The following is a 20,024-nucleotide window of genomic DNA, read 5'->3' as shown; positions in this document are numbered from 1 at the left end:
TATTATTCTAATTATGAAAATAATTTTCTTGAATTAATCCATATTATTAAAAATAATTTCACCATATCTGAAGAAAAGAAGGTGAAGGGATGTCTCCCATCCTGCATGCCCTGGAGCATGAGCAATCCAAGCTGTCACAGATGGAGCGTAAGCTGGCAGAACGGATTCTGTCCTCTCCGGGAGAAATTGTCCATATGGGAATTACGGAATTGGCCGAGCAATGCGGCATTAGCCCGGCTACAATTACACGGTTCTGTAAGGTTCTGCATTTCAAGGGATTCCCGGATTTCAAGGTGAAGCTTGCCGCAGAGATTGCCCACGAATATAACTCCCCGCAGGATGGCGGGTCCTCCTATCAGGATATCGTGGCAGGCAATCCGCTTGCGATGATTGTCGAAGCCATGCAGGCTAATCATTTGGCTTCCATCCGGGACACCACTTCCCTGCTTGATCTGGAGCGGCTGCAGAATGCCATTGATCTGTTATGTAAGGCCCGGCGGGTGGATCTGTACGGGATGGCTACCTCTTCGATAGTGGCTCAGGATTTCTATCAGAAGCTGATCCGCATCGGCGTGAACTGCACTGCTTTTTCCGATTCCCATATGCAGATTACATCCGCTTCTTCGCTGAAGGAAGGCGATGTAGCCTTCGCTATCTCTTATTCCGGGGAAACCCCGGAAACGATTGACGCCTTAAGTTGTGCCGCAGCGAGCGGTGCAGCTACGATCTCGCTAACCTCTTATGGGAGCAGCCCGCTGGCAACTTTGGCCGATATTCCGCTGTTCTCTTCCTCACTGGAGCAAGGCATGCGGAGGGGCGACATGGCCTCACGCATCGCACAGCTTCATATTATTGATATTTTGTTCACCGGAATGGTCAGCACACGCTTTGGCGATTTCATTCCCAAGCTGGAGCAGTCTTACATGAATGTCCAACATTACCGTCATAAACGGGGAGGTCAATCCTAATGAATATTTTGAAATTTAAGAATGATGAAGACTTTGCACTGACCGGAGCCAACCTGATTGTCAGCCTGCTGCAGAGTAACCCCAAAGCTGTCCTGGGCCTTGCTACCGGAAGCTCCCCGGTCGGGGTATATGCCAAACTGGTGGAAATGCATGCCAAAAGAATCGTCAGCTTCGCTAAAGCTTCCTCTTATAATCTGGATGAATACGTAGGCTTGCCTGTGGATCATCCGCAGAGCTACCGCAGCTTCATGAACGGACATCTGTTCAACCATATTGATATCGACCCCGCCAAAACACATGTGCCGAATGGTAACGCTCCGGATCTGGATGCGGAATGTCTCGCTTACGATAAGCTGCTTGAAGATGGTGGGCCGGTGGATCTGCAGATTCTGGGCATCGGAAGCAATGGCCATATCGGCTTCAATGAACCGAATGCCAGTCTGACCAGCGGTACACATGTCGTTGACCTGCTGCCAGAGACCCTTGAAGCCAATGCCCGCTTCTTTGACAGCCAGGAGGATGTTCCAAGACAGGCGGTAACGATGGGAATCGGCGGCATTCTGAAAGCGCGGCAGATTGTACTATTGGTACGTGGTGAAGAGAAAGCGGACGCGGTGAAGAATGCGCTGGAAGGACCGATCACTACACAGTGTCCGGCTTCCTTGCTCCAGAGCCACCCTAATGTCGTTGTACTGCTGGATGAAGGTGCGGCAAAATGGTTGAAATAGCCAATACCTCAGGTGAGCTGTTGTTCGGAAAAGTTCTGACACCCTCAGGGATCGTGCAGGAAGGTGTGATTGCTATATCGGAAGAGTCCATTCTGTATGCCGGCGAAGCCGCCTGGCTGCCGGAAGCATATGCCGGATGGCCCGTTAGTACCGAAGAAGTTCCTGACGGCTTGCTCATCCCCGGGTTCGTGGATGTGCATGTTCACGGTGGAGCCGGCTTTGACTTCATGTATGCCGATGCAGAGTCACTGGAGATCATTACACGGTTTCATGCTTCGCAGGGAACCACGACCATGCTGGCGACAACAATGACCGCGGACAAAAAGGATATTGACCGGGCACTCTCGGAAGTCCATGCCTTCCGCTCTGTCCCAATGCCCTTTGCCCAATTAGCCGGGGTACATCTGGAAGGCCCGTTTATTAGTCCCAAGTGGTCAGGGGCCCAGAACCCGGACCACATTGTTCCCGCCAATATTGAATGGATGGAGCAGTGGGAAGCCTCATACCCCGGGTTAATCCGGCAGGTGACACTTGCACCGGAAGGGGAAGGGGCACTAGCGGCAATTACCTGGCTGCGCAGACATGGCATAACAGCAGCACTGGGCCATACAAACGCAACATTTGAAGAGGTAATCGCCGCCGCTGACGCCGGACTTAATCAGGCCGTGCATATGTTCAATGCGATGACTCCGCTTCATCACCGTAAGCCTGGTGCAGCTGGCGCCATCATGTTTGATCCGCGGATTCGTGCGGAGATTATTGCCGACGGTATTCACGTGCATCCGGCAGCGATCGCTGTTCTGTCCCGTCTCAAGAACGAAGGCAATCTGCTGCTGATTACAGATTCCATGTCGGCAACCGGGCTCAGCGACGGTGAATACACTATAGGGGATCTACCCGTTCTGGTCAGGGATGGTGTCGCCAGATTGAAGGAGAATCCGGAGGCCCTGGCTGGCAGCACGTTAACGATGATCCGTGGATTCCGTTATCTGGTGGAAGAGGTCGGTCTGACTCTGGAGGAAGCTTCCAGAGCCGCCAGTCTTACACCGGCAGAAGCCATCGGCATGCAGCGGACCATCGGAACGCTTGAAGCCGGTAAACGCGGCGATATCCTGCTGCTGGATGATGCGCTGAATCTGCGCGGAGTCTGGATCAAGGGCCGCAAAATGACCAGCCTGTCCTGAATTCAATTTAAAACGCAGCCCCATCACGGCGTTGATGCCGGAAGGGGCTGCGTTTTTTTGCATTTTGGATAACAGCTGGAATAATGCAACTTTTCTCCAGGAATACTATCAGAAATCTGTTACTGGCTTTCTTGAGTTAATACCCACTGCGCGTCGGGAAGATTCGTCCAACCATTATACTGAATTCCCGGGCAAACCCCTTCAGCGGATGACCTGCACGGAATTCCTGGGCGTAGAAGTTCGCCCGTTCCACGAAGTCAGGGTTCGCGGATACGTAGACATTGTCGATGTTTGTATCATAACGTCTGACCTCGGCGGCAATCTTGTCCTTCAATTCACGGGTCACTGTATCATTAGTCAGAGTACCTGTACCATTAGTCACGCCATTAGTGCTATAAGGAGTGATTGTCCGGGTTCCCGCTGCAGTGCCCATATTTCTGTCGATGTCATTCCTCAACACCCGGCCATCGGTCATGTTACTCCGGGACATGATTCCGTTGCCCCCGTTTCCTACGTAGGCCCCCGGGTTCGTCATGCCAGTACCGCCAACCGTTCCTGTACCTGTAGACAGGGCTCCAGACATGCCATTGATTGAACCGCCAACACCTGTCATTCCAGGTACACCGTTTCTCGAACCTCTCGCGCTGGTGGAGCCGTTCATTCCGGCAGTCCCGTTCATTCCAGCAGTCCCGTTCATCCCGTTTGTGCCGAGGATGCCTGTAGTGGTGCCGCCTAAAGTTCTTCCACCGCCTAGCATTCCCGACGTCCCTCTGGTACCTGTCATGGTATCGCCGTAGCTTTTGGCATGGACACCGCCTGAAGCTTCATCCAGGGTTACAGCGACATAGGCGCTTTTCCCTGCCACTACCACATTGGCAGAACGGACTTCAGGCATAGCCGCAATCCGGTCTGCCAGTTCACGGCTCATCTCCATTTTGTCAAAGGTATTAGCCCTTACGGAGTTGACACCCAGCCGTCCGTCATGGGTTCCGCGTACACTTTTGGTCTGCACATTATTATCGCTTGCGGTGTTATTGGTACCGCAGCCCGTGATGCTTACCACACCCAGCAGTAGTGCAGCGGAAACCGACATGCTGATCTTCGATCGCAACATGAATTCATCCTCCATCTCTTGTTATAAGGTGCGCGTAACAATCATTAGGATAGCCCTCGTAAGGCCGGGCTATCCTGAAAGGATTTGGCATGCCGCCCTTTCTTCGTCACCTGCAGAGGATATCTGGCGTATCTTATAAACAGCAGGCCCTGCTTATGCGAAGGGCGCAGGTGTACTCCGCTAGGTAAAGTCAGGGAGGGATGAGCTTGAAGGTTTTATTCACATTTTATGTCCCCAGCGGGGGAGTAGAGACTCTGAACAAGCTGCGGTGCGAGAGTCTACAGCGCAGCGGTATTGAGTGCCATGTGCTGTACCTGATGCCGGGATCCAGCACCCAGGACATGGCGGGATTTCCTGTATTTATCGCTTCTACCGATACAGATATTAAGGATCTGTTGGACACCCATAACTATGACGCGATTATTGTAACTTCGGATTATCTGCTGCTGGAACGTCTGCGCCGTCTGGGGTACAGCCGGATTCTGATTTACGAATCCCAGGGCCTGGGCACAACAACAGAAGCCAAGCTCGTGGTTAAGGAGGCTGTGCCTTTTTTACGTTCCTATTGTAATGCTGTATTGATTCCGCCTACGGATCATTTGCTGGAGCTGTTTATCTCGATCTGCCCTTGGCTGCAGCGTTATATCATTCCCAATATTGTCGATGTCCAATCCTTCCGGTACATTCCCGGTGAACCGCCTTGTGATCCGGTAATCGCCTGGGTAGGACGCCTGGAGACAAATAAGAATTGGAGCGAATTCCTGAAAGTTGCCCATCACATCCGGCACAGCAAACCTGATCTGCATCTCTGGATGTTCCATGATCCGGATCTGGCGACTGCGGAGCAGAAGCAGTTGTTCGATGCCGAGCTTCATGCTCTGGGACTGAATGACCGGCTGAATGTATTTACCAATATTCCTAATCATCTAATGCCCGTATATTACTCCTCTATTGCCGCTTCAGGCGGGTTCCTGCTGTCCTCTTCCATCACTGAGGGATTTGGGTACGCCGTTGCCGAGGCCGTCTGCTGTACCTGTCCGGTACTGAGCACAGATTCTGACGGTGTGCGGTCCTTTATCATTCATAATCGCACCGGCAAATTCTATCCGCTTGGCAATGTGGAAGCTGCCGTTACCGAAGGCCTGGAGCTGATGAATGATCTTCCCCTCCGAAGCTTCATCCGCGAGCAGGGGCGCCTTCATATGATCTCCCGTTTCGGTTCCGAGCAATATGCCCAGTCCTTTCGCGAGATGATGAATTCCTTCGCCATTTTTTAGCATACAAAGAACCTTCAGTCCCACACAGCCACGTGGAGTTGAAGGTTCTTTATCCGGTATAATAATCCAGATTCTGGTTCAGCCCTGCTTCGATAACAGCTCAAATAGTTCTGCCTGGAAAATCTCCACACTTCTCTCCCAGGTGAATTGCATTGAGCTTGCCTCACCGGCCCTGGCCAGGCGTTCACGAAGCTCCTTATTCCGGATGAGCGTTACAACATCTTCAGCCAGCCGGTTTTCATACCGGTACGACATCAGGCAGTTGGTCCCATGAACACCATATTCAAGGTTGCCTCCGGAATAGATCGTTACAAGTGCCGCCCCGCAGCGCATGGCTTCAAGACCAGGAAGTGAGCCGCTGTCATAAGTGCTGGAGCTGATAAAAATATTACTTTCATTGTAGTGATAACAGAGTTCTTCATCATTAGAAGGCGTACGCAGACGATAATACCCGCTTGCAAACAGAGTCTGCAGCCATGAAGATTCCGCATATTCACCAGGCGGTGTGATCAGATCGATCACGATCTCCGGGTGTTGTGCTTTGATCAAATCCAGCTGCTGCAGGAGATATTCCTGTTCCCGGTGCCCCGAGAAGCCCCCCTCCGGCTTGCGCACTATGGCAGTGACAATTAGCTTGCTGCTCACTTCACGAAAATGCATATTATAAAAACCCGCACTGATGCCAATGGGCACAATCCGGCCTTTGATTCCATGATTCATGTGTACGATCCCCTGCTGCCAGCGTGAGAGCACCAGCAGATTCGGTGAAAGATGATACGAAGCAAACGACTCATTATTGTTCGGCAGAAACGCCGGCTCATAACAGAGCGCCAGACGGATGTGCGCCCCTTTTCCCTGTTCACTTGCCCGCTGCGCCACGGGTACAGTCTTGTAGTAGTTGGAAACAATCACATCACCCGCAGGAATATCGTCCTCGGTTATCAAGTCGGCTCCGGCAAGCAGCACCGGACATTTCATCTGATATTCCACAATACCGCGGCACGACATGACAATGGTCACTTTATGTCCTAATTCTGTGAGGCCGTTGGCGAGCTCTGCAAGCATCCGCTGTGCGCCTCCCCGGGATAGGGTCAGAATAAGAAAGGTTACTCTCATCTCCTTCTCTCCTTTCTGAGCAGTCTCGACAGAGTATTGTAATGCATTTTTTGTACCTGCTTAATCTCCAGGTTCTGTCCGTCACTGTGAATGAGGGAGCCCATTTCCTGATGCACCCGGTAATCCAGCAGCGGCTCTGCGATATAAGACCATTCATAATAGGGCAGAATACGGAGCCAGAGATCATAATCCTGGGTATACAGCAGCTTCTCATTAAAAAGTCCAACCTTTTTGAATATCTTCATATCCATCATCACTGAGCTGCCATTGACCGGACAACCCTTCATCAGGGCTGTGATCAACTCTGCTCTGCTATGAAAAGGTGCACTTACCATGCCGGAAAAGCGCTCTCCGAGTTCATTGATGTAATAATAAGCTGTGTGATTAAAAGAGGTCTGTGAATCACGCAATATCTCCATCTGCCGGCTGATTTTATTGGGATGAAAGCAGTCATCAGCACTTAACCAGGCAAAATATGCCCCGCTGGCAGCCTGAATCCCCAGATTGAGAGCGGAACCCGTACCGCCATTTGCTTTGTGGAGCACCTTGATCCGGTCTACATAAGGTGCAAGCTTCTCCATATGAAGTGTTGATCCGTCGTCCACAACGATCAGCTCAATATCGGGATAGCTCTGCGCAAGTACGCTTTCTATGGCATTATGGATGTATGGACAATTATAAAATGGGATAACCACTGAAACCTTGGTTCCATGATTCATGCGCTCACCCCCTTTCCGGACTATAGTTATACGGTTTTGCAGGCCAGTAGAGCATCCAATGGCGCATGATTCTGCCCAAACGCTTCCTGGAATGAAGGATTCTCCGCATGATGGAAGCCCTTAAGCACCGTCACATGATATCCCAGCTCCAGAAAATCCTCCGGTTCCCAACCACTCCGGTGTTTTTGAAACTGTTCTCCGTGCAGATGGTAATGATCCGCTTCCTGGGGAAAGAAACCGCGCGGGGTAAACACGACCACGCGGTTAGCGGCAATGATCTCTGCCTTTCTTAGAAGTTCCTTGCCCTCTCTCATGGTGAAATGCTCCAGAGAATCGATGAACGTCACCGCCGAGAAGGTGCCTGGCAGAAACAGTTCATCGATATGTCTGGCATCAGCATGCACCGGAATGATATGAGGCGCGGTATACTTGCGGTGCAGCAGATATGGCCTGTGAATATCAAGCCCGATCACTACCTTAGCCTCGTATCGTTCAAGCAGCGTACCGGTCCCGCTCCCCACATCCAGAATACTCTCCGCAAATTTCAGATGCTCTAGAAGAACGGGAAGAAAGTCCTTCACTACGATTTCGCGGTACATTAATTCCACCTCCTCTAGCGGTCAGGTCGCTGTTCAGCCGCCCATCGAGGCAATTAAACCCCGGAGCATGGGGCTGTAACGGGCATTGGTGGCAGCAGCCTCAGCCATGATGGCATCATAATGCTTAATCGTTCCCATCCCTTCATGCCGCCGGTAGGCAGTCAGAGACTGATTCAGCATTACAGGTGCATATCCGTTCAGAATCGAGCGGAACCACAGGTCATAGTCATGGGTGTAAGGCAGCGACTCATCGAAAAGCCCGATGGCACCGAACAGCTCGCGTTTGAACATTACCGTGCAGCCGTTAATAGGGTTACCCTGTAAAAAACAACGTAAATACTCAAGATGGCTCGGGAATACCGCAGCCGCGTTAAGTGCAGTCAATTGTGAGTTTTCATTGATGTAATTGAAGTTAGTGTAGGTGATCAGAAGGTGGTTCTGGTCCATGAACAGTACCTGATTGTTGATCTTGTCGCGGTAGAACATATCATCTGAACTGAGCCAGACCACATAGTCGCCTGTGGCATGACGGATCCCGTGATTCAGGGCAGATGCAGTCCCCCCGTTGGCCTTGCCCAGATAATGAATGTGCGGCAGGTAAGGTATAATACGGTCTTTGTGCATAGTAGAACCATCGTCGACAACGATGATCTCATACGGCTGCCAGGACTGGTTCAGGGCGCTTTGCAGCGCCTGCTCAATATAAGGGCAATTGTAAAAAGGAATCACCACGGATACTCTCGGTTTCATGAAGCCCCTCCTTTCATGCCTGCCCGGTAATAGTCTACAATATCTGCAAGAGAGCGGGAGAACTCCAGCTGCGGACGCCAGCCGAGACTTGCAGTATTGTCTTCAGCAACTGCGGATAATCCTTCTTGATTAGCTAATGTTGCGCAACCTGCTGACGGAACGGCCGCTGCCGCCGGTGCAGCAGCCTGTTCTGTTCCTCTGTTCTCCGGTCCCCAATCCATCTCAACCGGACCCCTCGCATGTGCCAACAGCTGTTCTGCTACCGCTCCAAGCTCCCGCTGAATGCCGGAGTCAATCTTGTAGATCTTTCCCGGCTCACCGGTGCGCAAAATCCAATCATAAGCCTTTACTGCATCGCGTACATCAAGGAAATCCCGGAGAACATACCGGGAGGAGAGCTTAAACGGCGCGGGAGGTGCCGAAGTGCCTCCAGCAACCTCGCTCCGCACCACATGCTGTGCTAGTAAAGAACAAAATCCAGTCGACGGGCCGGGCCCGATCAGATTGCTGGGCTCTGCAAGCAGCACAGGCTGTTTGAACAACGAATACCAGGCAAGAGATACTAGCTCCTCCAGAGTTTTGCTTAGACTGTAGGGGTGAGGAGGTCCTTGCGCATATCCCGGATTGAACTTAAGCCGGGAGCCGGCTACCAGAATACGGCGGACCGGCTGAGTACGTAATCCCTCAAGCAAATAGAGTGTAGACATTACATTCATTTCCATATAAAGTAGTGGGTCCTGCCAGGACTCAGGCACCGAATTTTTACCGGCGAGGTGAAGGACTTCATCCGGCTGAGTCTTTTCAATCATCGCCCTGACCGCGCTGCGGTCGCTCAGATCACAGACCTGCTGCTTCACATCTGCAGGAAAGATGCCGGGTGCTACGGAGCTCCGAACCACGGCTGTCACCTCGGTACCTGCTGCATGAAAGTAAGCCACCGCATGTCTTCCGGTAAATCCGGATGCTCCGGTAATCAGCAGTCTCCGCGCCTTCATATCGACATCGCCGGCTGCTTCATCCACGCCGCGAGTTCGGCAAGCATGACAGGATACGAGGGCAACTGCACCTGGACATCCGCTCTCGTGCTGATCAAAGTGCGGTCCTGAATATGTGCATACTCAGGGATAATCTCGGTATCCTCCTTGCCGAATGCGGCCTGCATATACCGAAGCAGCTCATATTTACTGACCGGCTGCGGATGCGCCAGATGAATCAGGCCGGACACCTTCGAATCCAGCAGTGAATCTATAGCTTTAGCCAACTCGAGGGTGGTGACACCATTCCACATCACCCGCTGGTAGCCGGATACGGCTCCCTTCTGGGCCAGGAACCATTCCATCAGTCCGATACCGGAGGGACGGATCTCCGGACCAATGATCGAAGTCCGGATGGTCAGATGCCCTTGCTCCCGCACTTCTCCAAGACTTTTGGTGACTGCATATACGGATGTTCCGTCAGGCGTATCCTCCTCTGTGTAGCCGCCGCGTGTTCCTTCGAACACGCAGTCGGTACTGATGTGGATGAGGCGGGCTCCGACACTGTCAGCCGCACGGCGCAGGCGGTGAGGCAGAAAACCATTCACATGGTATGCGCCGATTCTATCGCGTTCGGCAAATTGATTCAGGACACCCAGGGCATTAATCATGCAATGGGGAGAGACGATTTCGACCAGCTTTTCAACTCCGGCAACATCATCGGCATCTATATACAGCCCGCCAAGATCACTCTTATCCCGGGTTGTATGGAAGACGTGATGCTTGCCCTGGCGGCGGAAATAATCCGCCAGCATATGACCCGCCATACCGTTTCCACCGAGGATAAGCAGCTTCACTCTAGAAACCCTCCCCTGATCAGGATTTCCTTGATCTCCTCCTGATCCATCAGATGGTTCTCGGAACTGAAGCTGCTGAAGGAAACATGAGGATATCTGCTGTAATAAGCCTTCAGTTCAGGCATATCCAGTGTAGGCAGGATGACCAGATACTGCTCATCGTAGACGACGGTTGTCTGGCTTTCGAAATCGCTCATCAGAATTTCGTGAATTTTCTCTCCCGGGCGGATACCCGTTTCGATAATGCTCACATCCGATTTGCCGGAGGCTTCAATCAGCACCTCGGCCAGATCCACGATCCGGCAGGTCGGCATAGTCATGACGAAGATTTCTCCGCCGAGGCTAACCTCGGAGGCTTTGAACAGTAAGGTGATGGCATCGCGAAGGGTGAAGAAGAAGCGGGTCATTTTCATATCGGTAATCCGCACTTGTCCCTTATCCCTGATCTGCTTCATGAACAGATGGACTACACTGCCGTTGGTTCCCAGCACATTGCCGCCGCGTACCGTCACGAACCGGGTGCTTGAGCCCAGCAGATTGGCGTAGACAAACAGCTTCTCTCCGATGGCTTTGGTCATACCATAGAAATTTGAAGGATTGGCTGCCTTGTCGGTGGAGATGTAAATGGCCTTTTCCACATTGCATGAGACCGCTGCTTCAATGACGTTTTGGGTACCGACCACATTGGTCTTGAGCGCTTCATATGGCTGATCTTCGCAGACCGGAACATGCTTGAGCGCCGCCAGATGAAAGATATAATCAACGCCGCGGCAGGCTGCAATCAAAGCATCCTTGTCACGGATATCACCGATGATGAAACTGAGGCGGGAATCTTCATATTCGCGGTTCATTGCCACTTGCGCAGACTCGCTGCGGGAGAAGATAATAATCTCTTTCGGGTTCTGCGGCAAAAGCTGCCGGATGAGTTCATGCCCCCAGGAACCGGTTCCGCCTGTAACCAAAATCCTTTTATTATTGAACATGCAGGTTCCCTCCAAGCAAAAATTTGACTACCTTAACCGAGACATCCAGGGTCAAATAACCTTCCGGCGCCTCCCATTCAGGACTCAATGACGTCATCAGCCGGGTACAGCGCAAAATACTGTCTTGCTCCACTCCTGACACAACATTGCTGCCGCAATCCACCGTCTCCGGACGTTCTGTGGTCCGGCGGATCGTTACGGTGGGCACTCCCATCAGGCAGCATTCCTCCTGTACGGTTCCGCTGTCGGTGATCGCACACAAGGCGTACCGTTCCAGATGGACAAAATCAAAAAATCCGAAAGGCTCATGGAATTCCACCAGCGGGTTCATCACAAGCTTGAACTGCTCCGTAAGCTTGGAGCGGGTACGGGGATGGATGCTGCAGATCAGCCGGATGCCAAAATGCTCTGCCACCAGGTTCAGTCCGGACATAATCTGCAGGAGCGATTCGGGATCATCCACATTTTCTGCCCGGTGTGCAGTAACCAGAAAGTAGCGGCCCTCCGTAAGATTCAGCCGGTTCAGAACATCGCTGGCTGCGATCTGCTGCTCATAATGCGTAATGACTTCATGGATCGGATTACCGGTTAATACAATACGCTGGCCGGGGAACCCTTCGCTAAGCAGATGCCGCTTACTCTGCTGGGTATAGGGCATATTTATAGTAGAGACAGCATCTATGACACGGCGGTTTTTCTCCTCCGGCACTTTCAGATCGTAGCAGCGGTTGCCTGCTTCCATATGCACTACAGGAATGCCCATCCGCTCAGCAAGGATGGCACACAGCGCACTGTTCGTATCTCCCAGGAGCAGAATCCGGTCCGGCTGCTCTTTGAGCAGGATGCTCTCCAGGCTTCCGAACATAGCGGCAAGCTGCCCGCCAAGTCCCGCCTGCTTATCCTGCAGCACATAATCCGGTGCCCGCAGCCCCAGCTCAGCAAAGAAAATACCGCTGAGGCTCGCGGTGAAGTTCTGCCCTGTGTGCACCAGCACATGCTGCTCTGCGTGCTCATCAAGCAGCGGAATAATAACACTTAGGCGAATGATCTCGGGCCGTGTGCCCAAAATCGTCATGATCTTCATGGGTTCACTCCCCTTTGAGGTTAGCCTGCCGCAGAAGCGCGGCGGACTGGCGTTGAGTGCACGGCCCACAGGTATCGCGCGGGCGGCACACTGGTAAGAAAAGAAAGCGTTGATGACGTTGGGTGCGGGTAGCGCGCAGGTGGCGGTATTAACGGCATTTTTGCTGTTGTTCGGTGCGTGTGGCGCGCGGGCGGCGGTATTAACGGCATTTTTGCTGTTGTTGGGTGCGTGTGGCGCGCAGGTGGCGGAAATAACGGCATTTTTGCTGTTGTTGGGTGCGTGTGGCGGCCGGGTGGCGGTATTAACGGCATTTTTGCTGTTGTTGAGTGCGTGTGGCGCGCGGGCGGCGGTATTAACGGCATTTTTGCTGTTGTTGGGTGCGTGTGGCGCGCAGGCGGCGGTATTAACGGCATTTTTGCTGTTGTTGGGTGCGTGTGGCGGCCGGGTGGCAGCATCAAGAAGTTAATGTAAAACGTTACATCTCTTCTTGGAGACACTGGTAACTGATTAAGTGGAAAAAGTATCACTAAGTTGCTCGAATATTACGCGTTCCACAATATAAGTGGAAAAAGTATCACTAGTTCAATCGTTTTGCTTCTTTTTAAGGTCACGTCGTCTAATTAAGTTTACTTTTTCCACCTAAATCTTCTAAATGATGATTTCAGCGAGAAATAAGTCTACTTTTTCCACCTATTCATCCTTCGGGCGCTGTTTTAGCTGCATTTTCACTTTTCTTGGGTGCATGTGGCGCCTGGGTGGCGGAATAGCAGCCGTGCCGTTACTACGTACACGGCACGATTGCAGCCTGCTGCGCACATACGCCGCGCAGCAAATGCAGATGCACGCCTTCTGCGGCGGCGTGCTTACGGCTTCGGCCGGCGGTGCCCCCGCAGGCCTAGGCCGCTTTGCGCCGCCGCTTCGCCCGGCGTCGTGCATGGCCCGCGCGGCGGTGCTTGCCGCCGCTGCCGGGCCGGCGCGCGCTTCCCGCCGCGCGCCGCTTGCGGCCCGGGCGCTTGCGGCTGCGCGCCCGGGTCTTGGCGCGGCGGAGCTTGCCGCGCCGGAGCTTGCTGCGCCGGAGCCGTGCGGCGCGGCTCGCGGAGCTCCGCCGACGTTGCCGGGGCTCCGGCAGCGGCGGCGGGGCGGGCTCTCCGCTGCCTGAAGCATCAGCAGCGGGGAGCTCCAGTGCGCCGGCAGGTTCTGGCGGCGCGGCGCAGTAGCGGAGATTCCACCTCTCCGCAAGGCCCAGCAGCCGGGTGCGGTAGGCCGCCGGTCCGTAGACGGCGTCGACGCGCTCCCGGGCCTGGCTGCCGATAGCGGCAGCCAGACCAGGCTCCGCCAGAAGGCTGTTCACACGCTGCGCCAGGACATCAATGTCTTCTACCGGCGCTAGCAGTCCTTCACATCCGGCCGCACAGAGAATTTCATACAAGCCGCCGGAGGCATAGGCTACCACCGGTTTGCCAAAAGCCATTCCTTCCAGGGCCGTCATCCCGAATCCCTCGCGGATCAGGCTGGGAACGACCAGGATATCCATAGCACAATAGACATCGGCAAGATTCTTTTCGTAACCAATAAATCTGAAGCGGGAGGTGAGGCCTTCCAGCTTGACCTTGCGTACACAACGCTCATAGTAGCTTTTATCCCCGGGTGTGCCGACGACGATGAATTTGGCTTCAGGATGCCGCTCCGATACCTGAACAGCCATTTTCACAAAATGCTCCAATCCTTTTTCCACATTAATAAAGGAAGAAATATAGCCGAGCAGCGGCTCCGCTGGTGCAACCCGCAAATCACGGCGGCGCTCGCCCCGCAGCTTGCTCCAGGCTTCAATCATCATCTCTGACTCGTTCCAGGAGGGAGGAAGCTGGGTTACCTTTTCCTCGCGGATATCCTCCGGAAAACAGGCCGCGACCGTATGAGAGATGGCAAGAATCTCATCACTGTTCTTGTGGATCAACCCTGTGCTGATGGGAGTAAACTCGTTGTCGGTAATCGTCTCAGAGATCTTCCACACCACTGGGATACCCAGTGATTTGGCCGCCATCGCCGGCAAAGCATGAACACAGGTGCTGGAAATGATAAAAGCCGGACGCAGTGCAGAAAGCCAGTCTAACAGCTCGCCGTATTCACGGCTTTCCTGAAATTTGCGGATATCCGCCTCCAAGCCGGCATACGGTGTGTATATCCCGTAGACCAACGGAATCGGCAGCAGCTGCACGCTCAGTCCGTTCTTGCGTGCCTGCCGTGTCAGCTTGCCTTCCTGGGGCGCCACAAGGATGCAGTTGAAATACGGTAACAGCTCCCGGCTGAAGAACAGCAGCAGCTTCTCTGCACCGGTAATGCTGCGTGTATTGGATACATGGGAAAAAAGCACGATTGTCGCTTTGTCGGCCATGGTGTCTCGGCGCTCCAGGCATGCCTGCGGAGCAGCCATTCACCTCCTAAAAGTTTTACGGAGCATTACATACAGTACTTACCTTCGCAGTAAAACTCGCTTCGGAAGCTTCCGCTTAGTCTTACGGCTCCCTTCAGAGCATCCGCTTAATTTCATGGCTCCTTCAGAAGCATCCGCTCCACCGTAAGCTGGAGACCCGCCGCGCCTGCAGCACTGTTCAACGGCAAATGCCAAAGCCTGGTACTCCAGTAGTATATTGAGGAGGAACAAATGCCGGCACGACACCTGTCCCCCGGATATACGCACATTTCCTTCCATTCACCCGTAAGCCTAGCCGTAGATCACGGTCAGCAGCTGATTCAGGCGTTTGGTGTAGGTATGATCTTTAAGCGTCCGTTCAAAAGCGCGCAGAGCCATAGCACGGCGCTCCTCTTCATGACTCAGGTAGAAGCGGATTTTATCCATCATTTCCTGCGGGCTTGTGAACGTGTCGATCTCTTCCCCCACTTTATAAAAAGAGCTCATATCATCTCTGGCATCACTCAGCTGAAGGGTTCCGCTGGCTGCAATTTCAAAGGTGCGCGGGTTAGGTGAAGCGGCAGTGATCGATAGCGTATTGTTATTCGCCGCCTCGTCGATATGGGAACGGTGAAGATTAATGACGATTTTGGAGCCGCTGTAAGTGACAGCCGTCTCTTGCGGCGTCATCCATTTGCCAATCTCAATGCGCTCCCCATACTGGGGGGCCTCCGGTAGACGATCCCACCAAATCCCGTTGATAACGGTGTTGTAGCTCATCAGCTCAGGCATAATTTCACGGAAGAAATGAACTCTGTTCCAATAAGCCGAGCCAATGAAGCTGATATCCCGGCTGACCGGTGACCGGCCCGTTGTCGGACGGTAATGCTCCCGGTGGGCGGCAAAGGGCAGATAATGCACCTCCGCGCACCCCAGACCGCGGTAAAATTCCACACAATTCAATTCCAGGGTGAACACATAATCGTAGTGCGCTACGATTTTAACGGTGAAATCCGTATAATACGGATCATCTGTGAGCCAGATCGCTGTCTTGATGCCCCGGCCGCGCAGGATGGCAACCTGATCGAGCGGCAGATCCATGCCATCCAGAACAAGCACAAGATCAGGGCGTTCCACATCCGCCAGCTCCACCAGATTCTGCCGCACATCGGTAATCGTGACCTTGACCGTCAATCTTTGCAGGGCATAGAGCACCGCATCGTCAAGCGGTGAATACGGATAACCTTTTCCCGAAGCCACATACATGACATGGATGTTGCGGACCGGAAGCGGCTCCTCCGGACGTCCATCCAGTATGGCGAGTCTTCCCCGCAGATAACCTTCATCGAATCCAAGCTTGAAGCCGGTCAGCCGGCCGCGGAGCTTCTCTTCTTCCGCTGGCGTCCGCGGCAGCGGCGGGGCTGGCATGATAAAATTATTGTTCATGGTTTTCGCTCCTTATATTGGATTGCCGGGCTTATGAAGTAAGAACATTCAGCAGATAGGGCAGACGCGCAAGGAAAGTATGATGGCGGAGTGTAGTCTGCAGCCCCTGCAGTGCGAACTGACGGCGCTCCTTCTCGTGCTTCAAGTAGTATTCGATTTTGTGCTTCAGCTCGTCGGGCCCCGCAAAGGTTTCCAGATCCTTACCCGGACGGTAATGGCTGCCCAGATCCTCACGGACATCGGTTAGCTGCATCGTCCCGCAGGCATTGATCTCATAGGTCCGGGGATTAATCGAACGGGAGGGAAGCTGGAAGGAGTTCCGGTTATCCTGCCCGCCCTCCCATGGACGGTGAATGTTAATGACCAGCTTCGCGCCACTGTAATAATTAGCGGTCTCCTCCGGAGGGATGAAACCATCTTTAATAAAAGGTGACAACTCCTCATACGTGTTCAGGCGGTCCCAGAACCCCCCGGCAATCAGCACTTTCTTGCCACGGAGAAAAGGAGTCAGCTCGTCGAACAGCTCTGTCCGGTTGCGGAAAGCATTGCCGATGAACACAATATCGTACTGATACTGCGGCCCAGTGCGGCGGGGATAGAACATCTGCGGATTCACGCAGAGCGGCAGGTAATGCACAGAGCCTACTCCCAGATCATGGTAGAATTCCACACATCCCAGTTCATGTGTAAAGACATGGTCATAATGTTGGCAAATGACTGATGTATCCTCCGTAAAATAGGGATCATCTACGAACCAGATAGCTGTAGGAATACCCAGTTTACGTATCTCCGCGATCTGTTCCAGATGATTCTCGGGAAACACATGCAGACCATTCATGACCAGCACGGCTCCAGGCGACTCGCGGGCGGCTATCTCCAGCATCGTGTCCGGAGAGCTGATTATCAGTTCGCTAACGAGCTGTCCCAGTGCTTCCGTTACTCCCGTATCAATCGCTTGAAATCCCTGGGGAACATACATCAGCTTGAACGGCCGGCATGCCCCTGCCTCTGGAGAATTCAGGCGTTTCACGGCTTCACAGAGACCGAGACGGTAGCCTTCCTGATAACCGTCGCGGTAATCCCGCGGAGGCACTTTTCTCTTATTTGATTTCACGGCTTTCACCCTGCCCCGTCATATTCTCAAGACAATATAACTATATGCGGAGTCAGCATCCGCCTCATGGACATCTGTCTGTATCCTGCCGAAATTGGCATATGTCCCCTGTCTTTCGCCCGGGATGCCCGAACCTTTGCAGATAGATTCCACTCAGGCTACAATTATGGAAGCAAGTGAGAGACAAATGATGAGATTAGGAGAGTGGGACAATGGTTGCGTCAGATAACAACATGCTCTATATCCGTCATGCGGAGCTGCTGCGTGATCGGGTCCCTTCCTTTCAGGCCTACCCGTTTGATCTGCCGGTGATCCGCAGCTTCAGCAAGTTAGCTTTTCAGAAACAGGTTACTTTTCTTGTCGGAGAGAATGGTACGGGCAAATCCACACTGCTGGAGGGTATTGCTGCAGCCTGGGGGTTCAATCCGGAAGGCGGAACGCTGAATTTCTCCTTCAATACCCGCTCTTCGCATTCCAGCCTGTATGAGTACCTGCGAATTGCCAAAGGGGTGAGACGCCCGAGGGACGGCTTCTTTCTGCGTGCGGAGAGCTACTACAATGTAGCCTCTTATATTGACCGGCTGGATGAAGAGCCGGGAGGAGGCATGATTAAAAATTCCTATGGAGGCAAGTCACTACATGAGCAATCACATGGAGAATCCTTTTTTGCCGCCTTCGTCCACCGCTTCGGGGGACAAGGCCTCTATATTCTTGACGAGCCGGAAGCCGCCCTCTCCCCGCTGCGGCAAATGTCGCTGCTGGTACGCATGCACGAGCTTGTGGAGCAGCATTCACAGTTCATCATTGCTACCCACTCTCCTATTCTAATGTCCTATCCCGGCTCTGAAATCTATCTGCTGGAAGGCGAGGGCATCCGTCAGGTTGCACTGGAGGACACAGAGCACTATACCGTGACCAAAGCATTCATGAACGACCGTGAGAGCATGCTGCGGGAACTGCTGGAAGGCGATTGAAGTATGGAAGCACAAAAAAGACACCTGCACAGATAAAGCATGTCTGTACAAGTGTCTTTCTCATTTTCCCGTATTGTCCTGCATTACCCGCATTGCAATCTACGAATCTCTCTCCGGGTGTTTGTCGTCATCAACAGCCTTACAATCAAAATACTCATTGATCAGAGCATCCAGCTTCACCGATTGGCTGAGCACCCGGGGATGCTGAATCCCATGCTCCAAGGCCAAGGTATGTAATTCTTTTCTGGCGTGTTCAATCTGTGCCTGATGTTGTCTATCTCCCATAGCGGCCTTCCCTCCCGAGCATGGATTGTACCAGTCGAACCAGCTTATGGATCAGCCAGCCGAACATCGCCACAGCCATCATATCAAAGCAGACGTTGAACAGAAACAAGTGCTTCCCGATATCGGCCCTGCCATCCCCCAGAATCGGAACCAGGAACGAAAATAGTCCAATCAGCCCCAGCAGCATCAGCAGTTCACCCGCGATCCGTCCACGCAAATCCCGGCTGCGGAAATACTCGAAGAGGACTCCGGCATAATAGAGAAGATAGAAAACAGCCAAAAAGCCTAGTGAATGCGGAAGAACCTCTCTTTTGAACTGGCTCCAGGTGCTGTACGTATAAGATAAGGTCTTCTCCGGCAGCCCCTCTGACTTCTCATAGTTTCCCAGATAATAAGGACGCAGGTCCATACTGTTCCGGGCAGCATATTTCATGCCGTCTATTAGCCGTGAGGGATTCTTAATATAGAAGAAAAGCACATCCTTATGGGAGACCCGGTCGTAGAAATCTGCCTGAAGCGACGGATCATCTTGCTTGATAGCCGTACCAGCCTCGAAATAATTCGTTCCCGCCAGCACTTCCAGCTTCTCCGGCAAGCCTAGCTCGCGCAAATCCCCCAACACATCCGGCGATTGGTTCAAAATCCCGAAAAACACGGTCTGATACAGATTGATATGCTTCAGTTCCTTGGGCGCAGCCACATACATGATTACAGAGACAAGACACACCGCCACTGCGAACCGCATCGCCAGCTTGCGCCAGTTCCCCGTTCCGTTCAGTGTCATAAACCGCAGAAAGATTAGAGAGAAGGCGATACCGACCGGCGCATTCTGGATTTTGGAGCAGATCAGAAACAGGACAGCGATAAAAAACAGTGTCAGGCCTTTGGTGGTCGGGCGCTCCTGTAGGGACAGCCTCAGCCCCAGCGCAAAGGTAAGCAGCATGGCCACCATCGACACCGGCTCACCGAACAGTGAATTGAAGTAAGCCAGGTACCCGATATCATAAAATACGAATAACATTCCTGCGCCTAGCAGCAGTCCTGTAATATAAGAGCTTCGCGTCCCTATCTTCACTGTCAGCCATGTGGCGGTCAGCAGCAATAGTGCATACACCGCCGCCAGCAGACGGATATCAAAGTAACTGCCGTGCACCAGCCCGGCCAGCAGTCTTGGCACCAATACCAGTACAATCTGCGAGGAAGGGTAGAAGCCCTCGAATAAATTTTCATAGGAAAACCTGGAATGGCTGAAGCTGAAAAACCGGTCGGCATAGCTTTCCGCAGCATTATAATAATCCAGTCCTACTGTGCTCATCATCCGCTTGAAGTCGCCATTGTCGGCAACCCCCACGAACGGCTGCACAAACAGCAAATAAATAATCAGCCCACAGCCTGCAAGGACAATGAGATTGTCTGCTTTGATTAATCGTTTCATCTTT

Annotated in this window: 20 protein-coding genes; 6 read left to right on the top strand and 14 right to left on the bottom strand. The window is 52.9% G+C overall.

Going from position 1 to position 20,024, the window contains the following annotated elements:
* The first annotated feature begins 89 nt into the window (after window positions 1-89).
* Genes ACAN54_RS20115 through nagA form a run of 3 tightly spaced genes read left to right on the top strand, consistent with a single transcriptional unit; the run spans window position 90 to window position 2,880 of the window.
* Window positions 90-968: a MurR/RpiR family transcriptional regulator gene (locus ACAN54_RS20115; protein WP_379159386.1), complete on the top strand. Its 879-nt coding sequence runs from the start codon at window positions 90-92 to the stop codon at window positions 966-968.
* Window positions 968-1,696, top strand: coding sequence for a glucosamine-6-phosphate deaminase (nagB, locus tag ACAN54_RS20110; RefSeq protein WP_379159383.1), 729 nt, complete (start codon window positions 968-970; stop codon window positions 1,694-1,696). Before ACAN54_RS20115 ends, nagB begins: the two co-directional genes overlap by 1 nt.
* The gene (gene nagA, locus ACAN54_RS20105; RefSeq protein ID WP_379159380.1) at window positions 1,684-2,880 is read left to right on the top strand and encodes an N-acetylglucosamine-6-phosphate deacetylase; all 1,197 of its coding nucleotides are present in this window, start codon (window positions 1,684-1,686) and stop codon (window positions 2,878-2,880) included. The genes nagB and nagA overlap by 13 nt, the downstream gene beginning before the upstream one ends.
* 136 nt (window positions 2,881-3,016) lie before the next feature.
* Here the strand turns inward: nagA and ACAN54_RS20100 are convergent, their stop codons facing one another.
* Window positions 3,017-3,994, bottom strand: coding sequence for a YhcN/YlaJ family sporulation lipoprotein (locus tag ACAN54_RS20100; RefSeq protein WP_379159377.1), 978 nt, complete (start codon window positions 3,992-3,994; stop codon window positions 3,017-3,019).
* Window positions 3,995-4,194: 200 nt separating this feature from the next.
* On the opposite strand from ACAN54_RS20100, the gene ACAN54_RS20095 reads away from it, so the two are divergent.
* Window positions 4,195-5,271 (top strand): glycosyltransferase family 4 protein, encoded by a 1,077-nt coding sequence (locus tag ACAN54_RS20095; RefSeq protein WP_379159374.1) that lies wholly within the window; start codon window positions 4,195-4,197, stop codon window positions 5,269-5,271.
* A gap of 78 nt (window positions 5,272-5,349) precedes the next feature.
* Here the strand turns inward: ACAN54_RS20095 and ACAN54_RS20090 are convergent, their stop codons facing one another.
* Genes ACAN54_RS20090 through wecB form a run of 8 tightly spaced genes read right to left on the bottom strand, consistent with a single transcriptional unit; the run spans window position 5,350 to window position 12,353 of the window.
* Window positions 5,350-6,387, bottom strand: a complete 1,038-nt coding sequence (locus ACAN54_RS20090; RefSeq protein WP_379159371.1) for a glycosyltransferase family 4 protein — start codon at window positions 6,385-6,387, stop codon at window positions 5,350-5,352.
* A complete protein-coding gene (locus tag ACAN54_RS20085; protein ID WP_379159368.1) occupies window positions 6,384-7,106 on the bottom strand; it encodes a glycosyltransferase family 2 protein in 723 nt (240 codons plus the stop codon). Before ACAN54_RS20085 ends, ACAN54_RS20090 begins: the two co-directional genes overlap by 4 nt.
* A 26-nt stretch (window positions 7,107-7,132) precedes the next feature.
* Window positions 7,133-7,705: a class I SAM-dependent methyltransferase gene (locus ACAN54_RS20080; RefSeq protein WP_379159365.1), complete on the bottom strand. Its 573-nt coding sequence runs from the start codon at window positions 7,703-7,705 to the stop codon at window positions 7,133-7,135.
* A 33-nt stretch (window positions 7,706-7,738) separates the two neighbouring features.
* A complete protein-coding gene (locus ACAN54_RS20075) occupies window positions 7,739-8,455 on the bottom strand; it encodes a glycosyltransferase (RefSeq protein WP_379159362.1) in 717 nt (238 codons plus the stop codon).
* Window positions 8,452-9,477 carry an SDR family oxidoreductase gene (locus ACAN54_RS20070; protein ID WP_379159359.1) on the bottom strand — a complete coding sequence of 342 codons (1,026 nt, stop codon included), beginning with the start codon at window positions 9,475-9,477 and terminating at the stop codon, window positions 8,452-8,454. Before ACAN54_RS20070 ends, ACAN54_RS20075 begins: the two co-directional genes overlap by 4 nt.
* The gene (locus ACAN54_RS20065) at window positions 9,447-10,286 is read right to left on the bottom strand and encodes a dTDP-4-dehydrorhamnose reductase family protein (RefSeq protein ID WP_379159356.1); all 840 of its coding nucleotides are present in this window, start codon (window positions 10,284-10,286) and stop codon (window positions 9,447-9,449) included. The genes ACAN54_RS20070 and ACAN54_RS20065 overlap by 31 nt, the downstream gene beginning before the upstream one ends.
* Window positions 10,283-11,269, bottom strand: coding sequence for a polysaccharide biosynthesis protein (locus ACAN54_RS20060; protein ID WP_379159353.1), 987 nt, complete (start codon window positions 11,267-11,269; stop codon window positions 10,283-10,285). Before ACAN54_RS20060 ends, ACAN54_RS20065 begins: the two co-directional genes overlap by 4 nt.
* A complete protein-coding gene (gene wecB / locus ACAN54_RS20055) occupies window positions 11,259-12,353 on the bottom strand; it encodes a non-hydrolyzing UDP-N-acetylglucosamine 2-epimerase (protein ID WP_379159350.1) in 1,095 nt (364 codons plus the stop codon). The genes ACAN54_RS20060 and wecB overlap by 11 nt, the downstream gene beginning before the upstream one ends.
* 112 nt (window positions 12,354-12,465) lie before the next feature.
* Between wecB and ACAN54_RS20050 the strand changes: the two genes are divergently transcribed.
* On the top strand, window positions 12,466-12,819 hold the full coding sequence (locus ACAN54_RS20050; RefSeq protein ID WP_379159347.1) for a hypothetical protein: 354 nt from the start codon (window positions 12,466-12,468) through the stop codon (window positions 12,817-12,819).
* 429 nt (window positions 12,820-13,248) lie between these two features.
* Here ACAN54_RS20050 and ACAN54_RS20045 read toward each other — a convergent pair whose 3' ends face one another.
* From ACAN54_RS20045 to ACAN54_RS20035, 3 genes are all read right to left on the bottom strand, one after another.
* A complete protein-coding gene (locus ACAN54_RS20045; protein WP_379159344.1) occupies window positions 13,249-14,787 on the bottom strand; it encodes a glycosyltransferase family 4 protein in 1,539 nt (512 codons plus the stop codon).
* 291 nt (window positions 14,788-15,078) lie between these two features.
* Window positions 15,079-16,212 (bottom strand): CgeB family protein, encoded by a 1,134-nt coding sequence (locus tag ACAN54_RS20040; RefSeq protein ID WP_379159341.1) that lies wholly within the window; start codon window positions 16,210-16,212, stop codon window positions 15,079-15,081.
* Between the two features lie 31 nt (window positions 16,213-16,243).
* Window positions 16,244-17,326 carry a CgeB family protein gene (locus tag ACAN54_RS20035; RefSeq protein ID WP_379159338.1) on the bottom strand — a complete coding sequence of 361 codons (1,083 nt, stop codon included), beginning with the start codon at window positions 17,324-17,326 and terminating at the stop codon, window positions 16,244-16,246.
* A gap of 212 nt (window positions 17,327-17,538) precedes the next feature.
* Here ACAN54_RS20035 and ACAN54_RS20030 point away from each other — a divergent pair, with 212 nt between their 5' ends.
* Window positions 17,539-18,300 carry an AAA family ATPase gene (locus tag ACAN54_RS20030; RefSeq protein ID WP_379159335.1) on the top strand — a complete coding sequence of 254 codons (762 nt, stop codon included), beginning with the start codon at window positions 17,539-17,541 and terminating at the stop codon, window positions 18,298-18,300.
* Window positions 18,301-18,399: 99 nt separating this feature from the next.
* Here the strand turns inward: ACAN54_RS20030 and ACAN54_RS20025 are convergent, their stop codons facing one another.
* Both ACAN54_RS20025 and wsfD read right to left on the bottom strand, forming a co-directional pair.
* Window positions 18,400-18,585 carry an aspartyl-phosphate phosphatase Spo0E family protein gene (locus ACAN54_RS20025; RefSeq protein WP_379159330.1) on the bottom strand — a complete coding sequence of 62 codons (186 nt, stop codon included), beginning with the start codon at window positions 18,583-18,585 and terminating at the stop codon, window positions 18,400-18,402.
* Window positions 18,575-20,020: a glycan biosynthesis hexose transferase WsfD gene (wsfD, locus tag ACAN54_RS20020; protein ID WP_379159327.1), complete on the bottom strand. Its 1,446-nt coding sequence runs from the start codon at window positions 20,018-20,020 to the stop codon at window positions 18,575-18,577. Before wsfD ends, ACAN54_RS20025 begins: the two co-directional genes overlap by 11 nt.
* Window positions 20,021-20,024: the final 4 nt, after the last annotated feature.

Source organism: Paenibacillus diazotrophicus (assembly GCF_042610465.1).
Note: the sequence above shows the minus strand (reverse complement) of the source record. Positions and strands in the feature narration are given on the sequence as shown.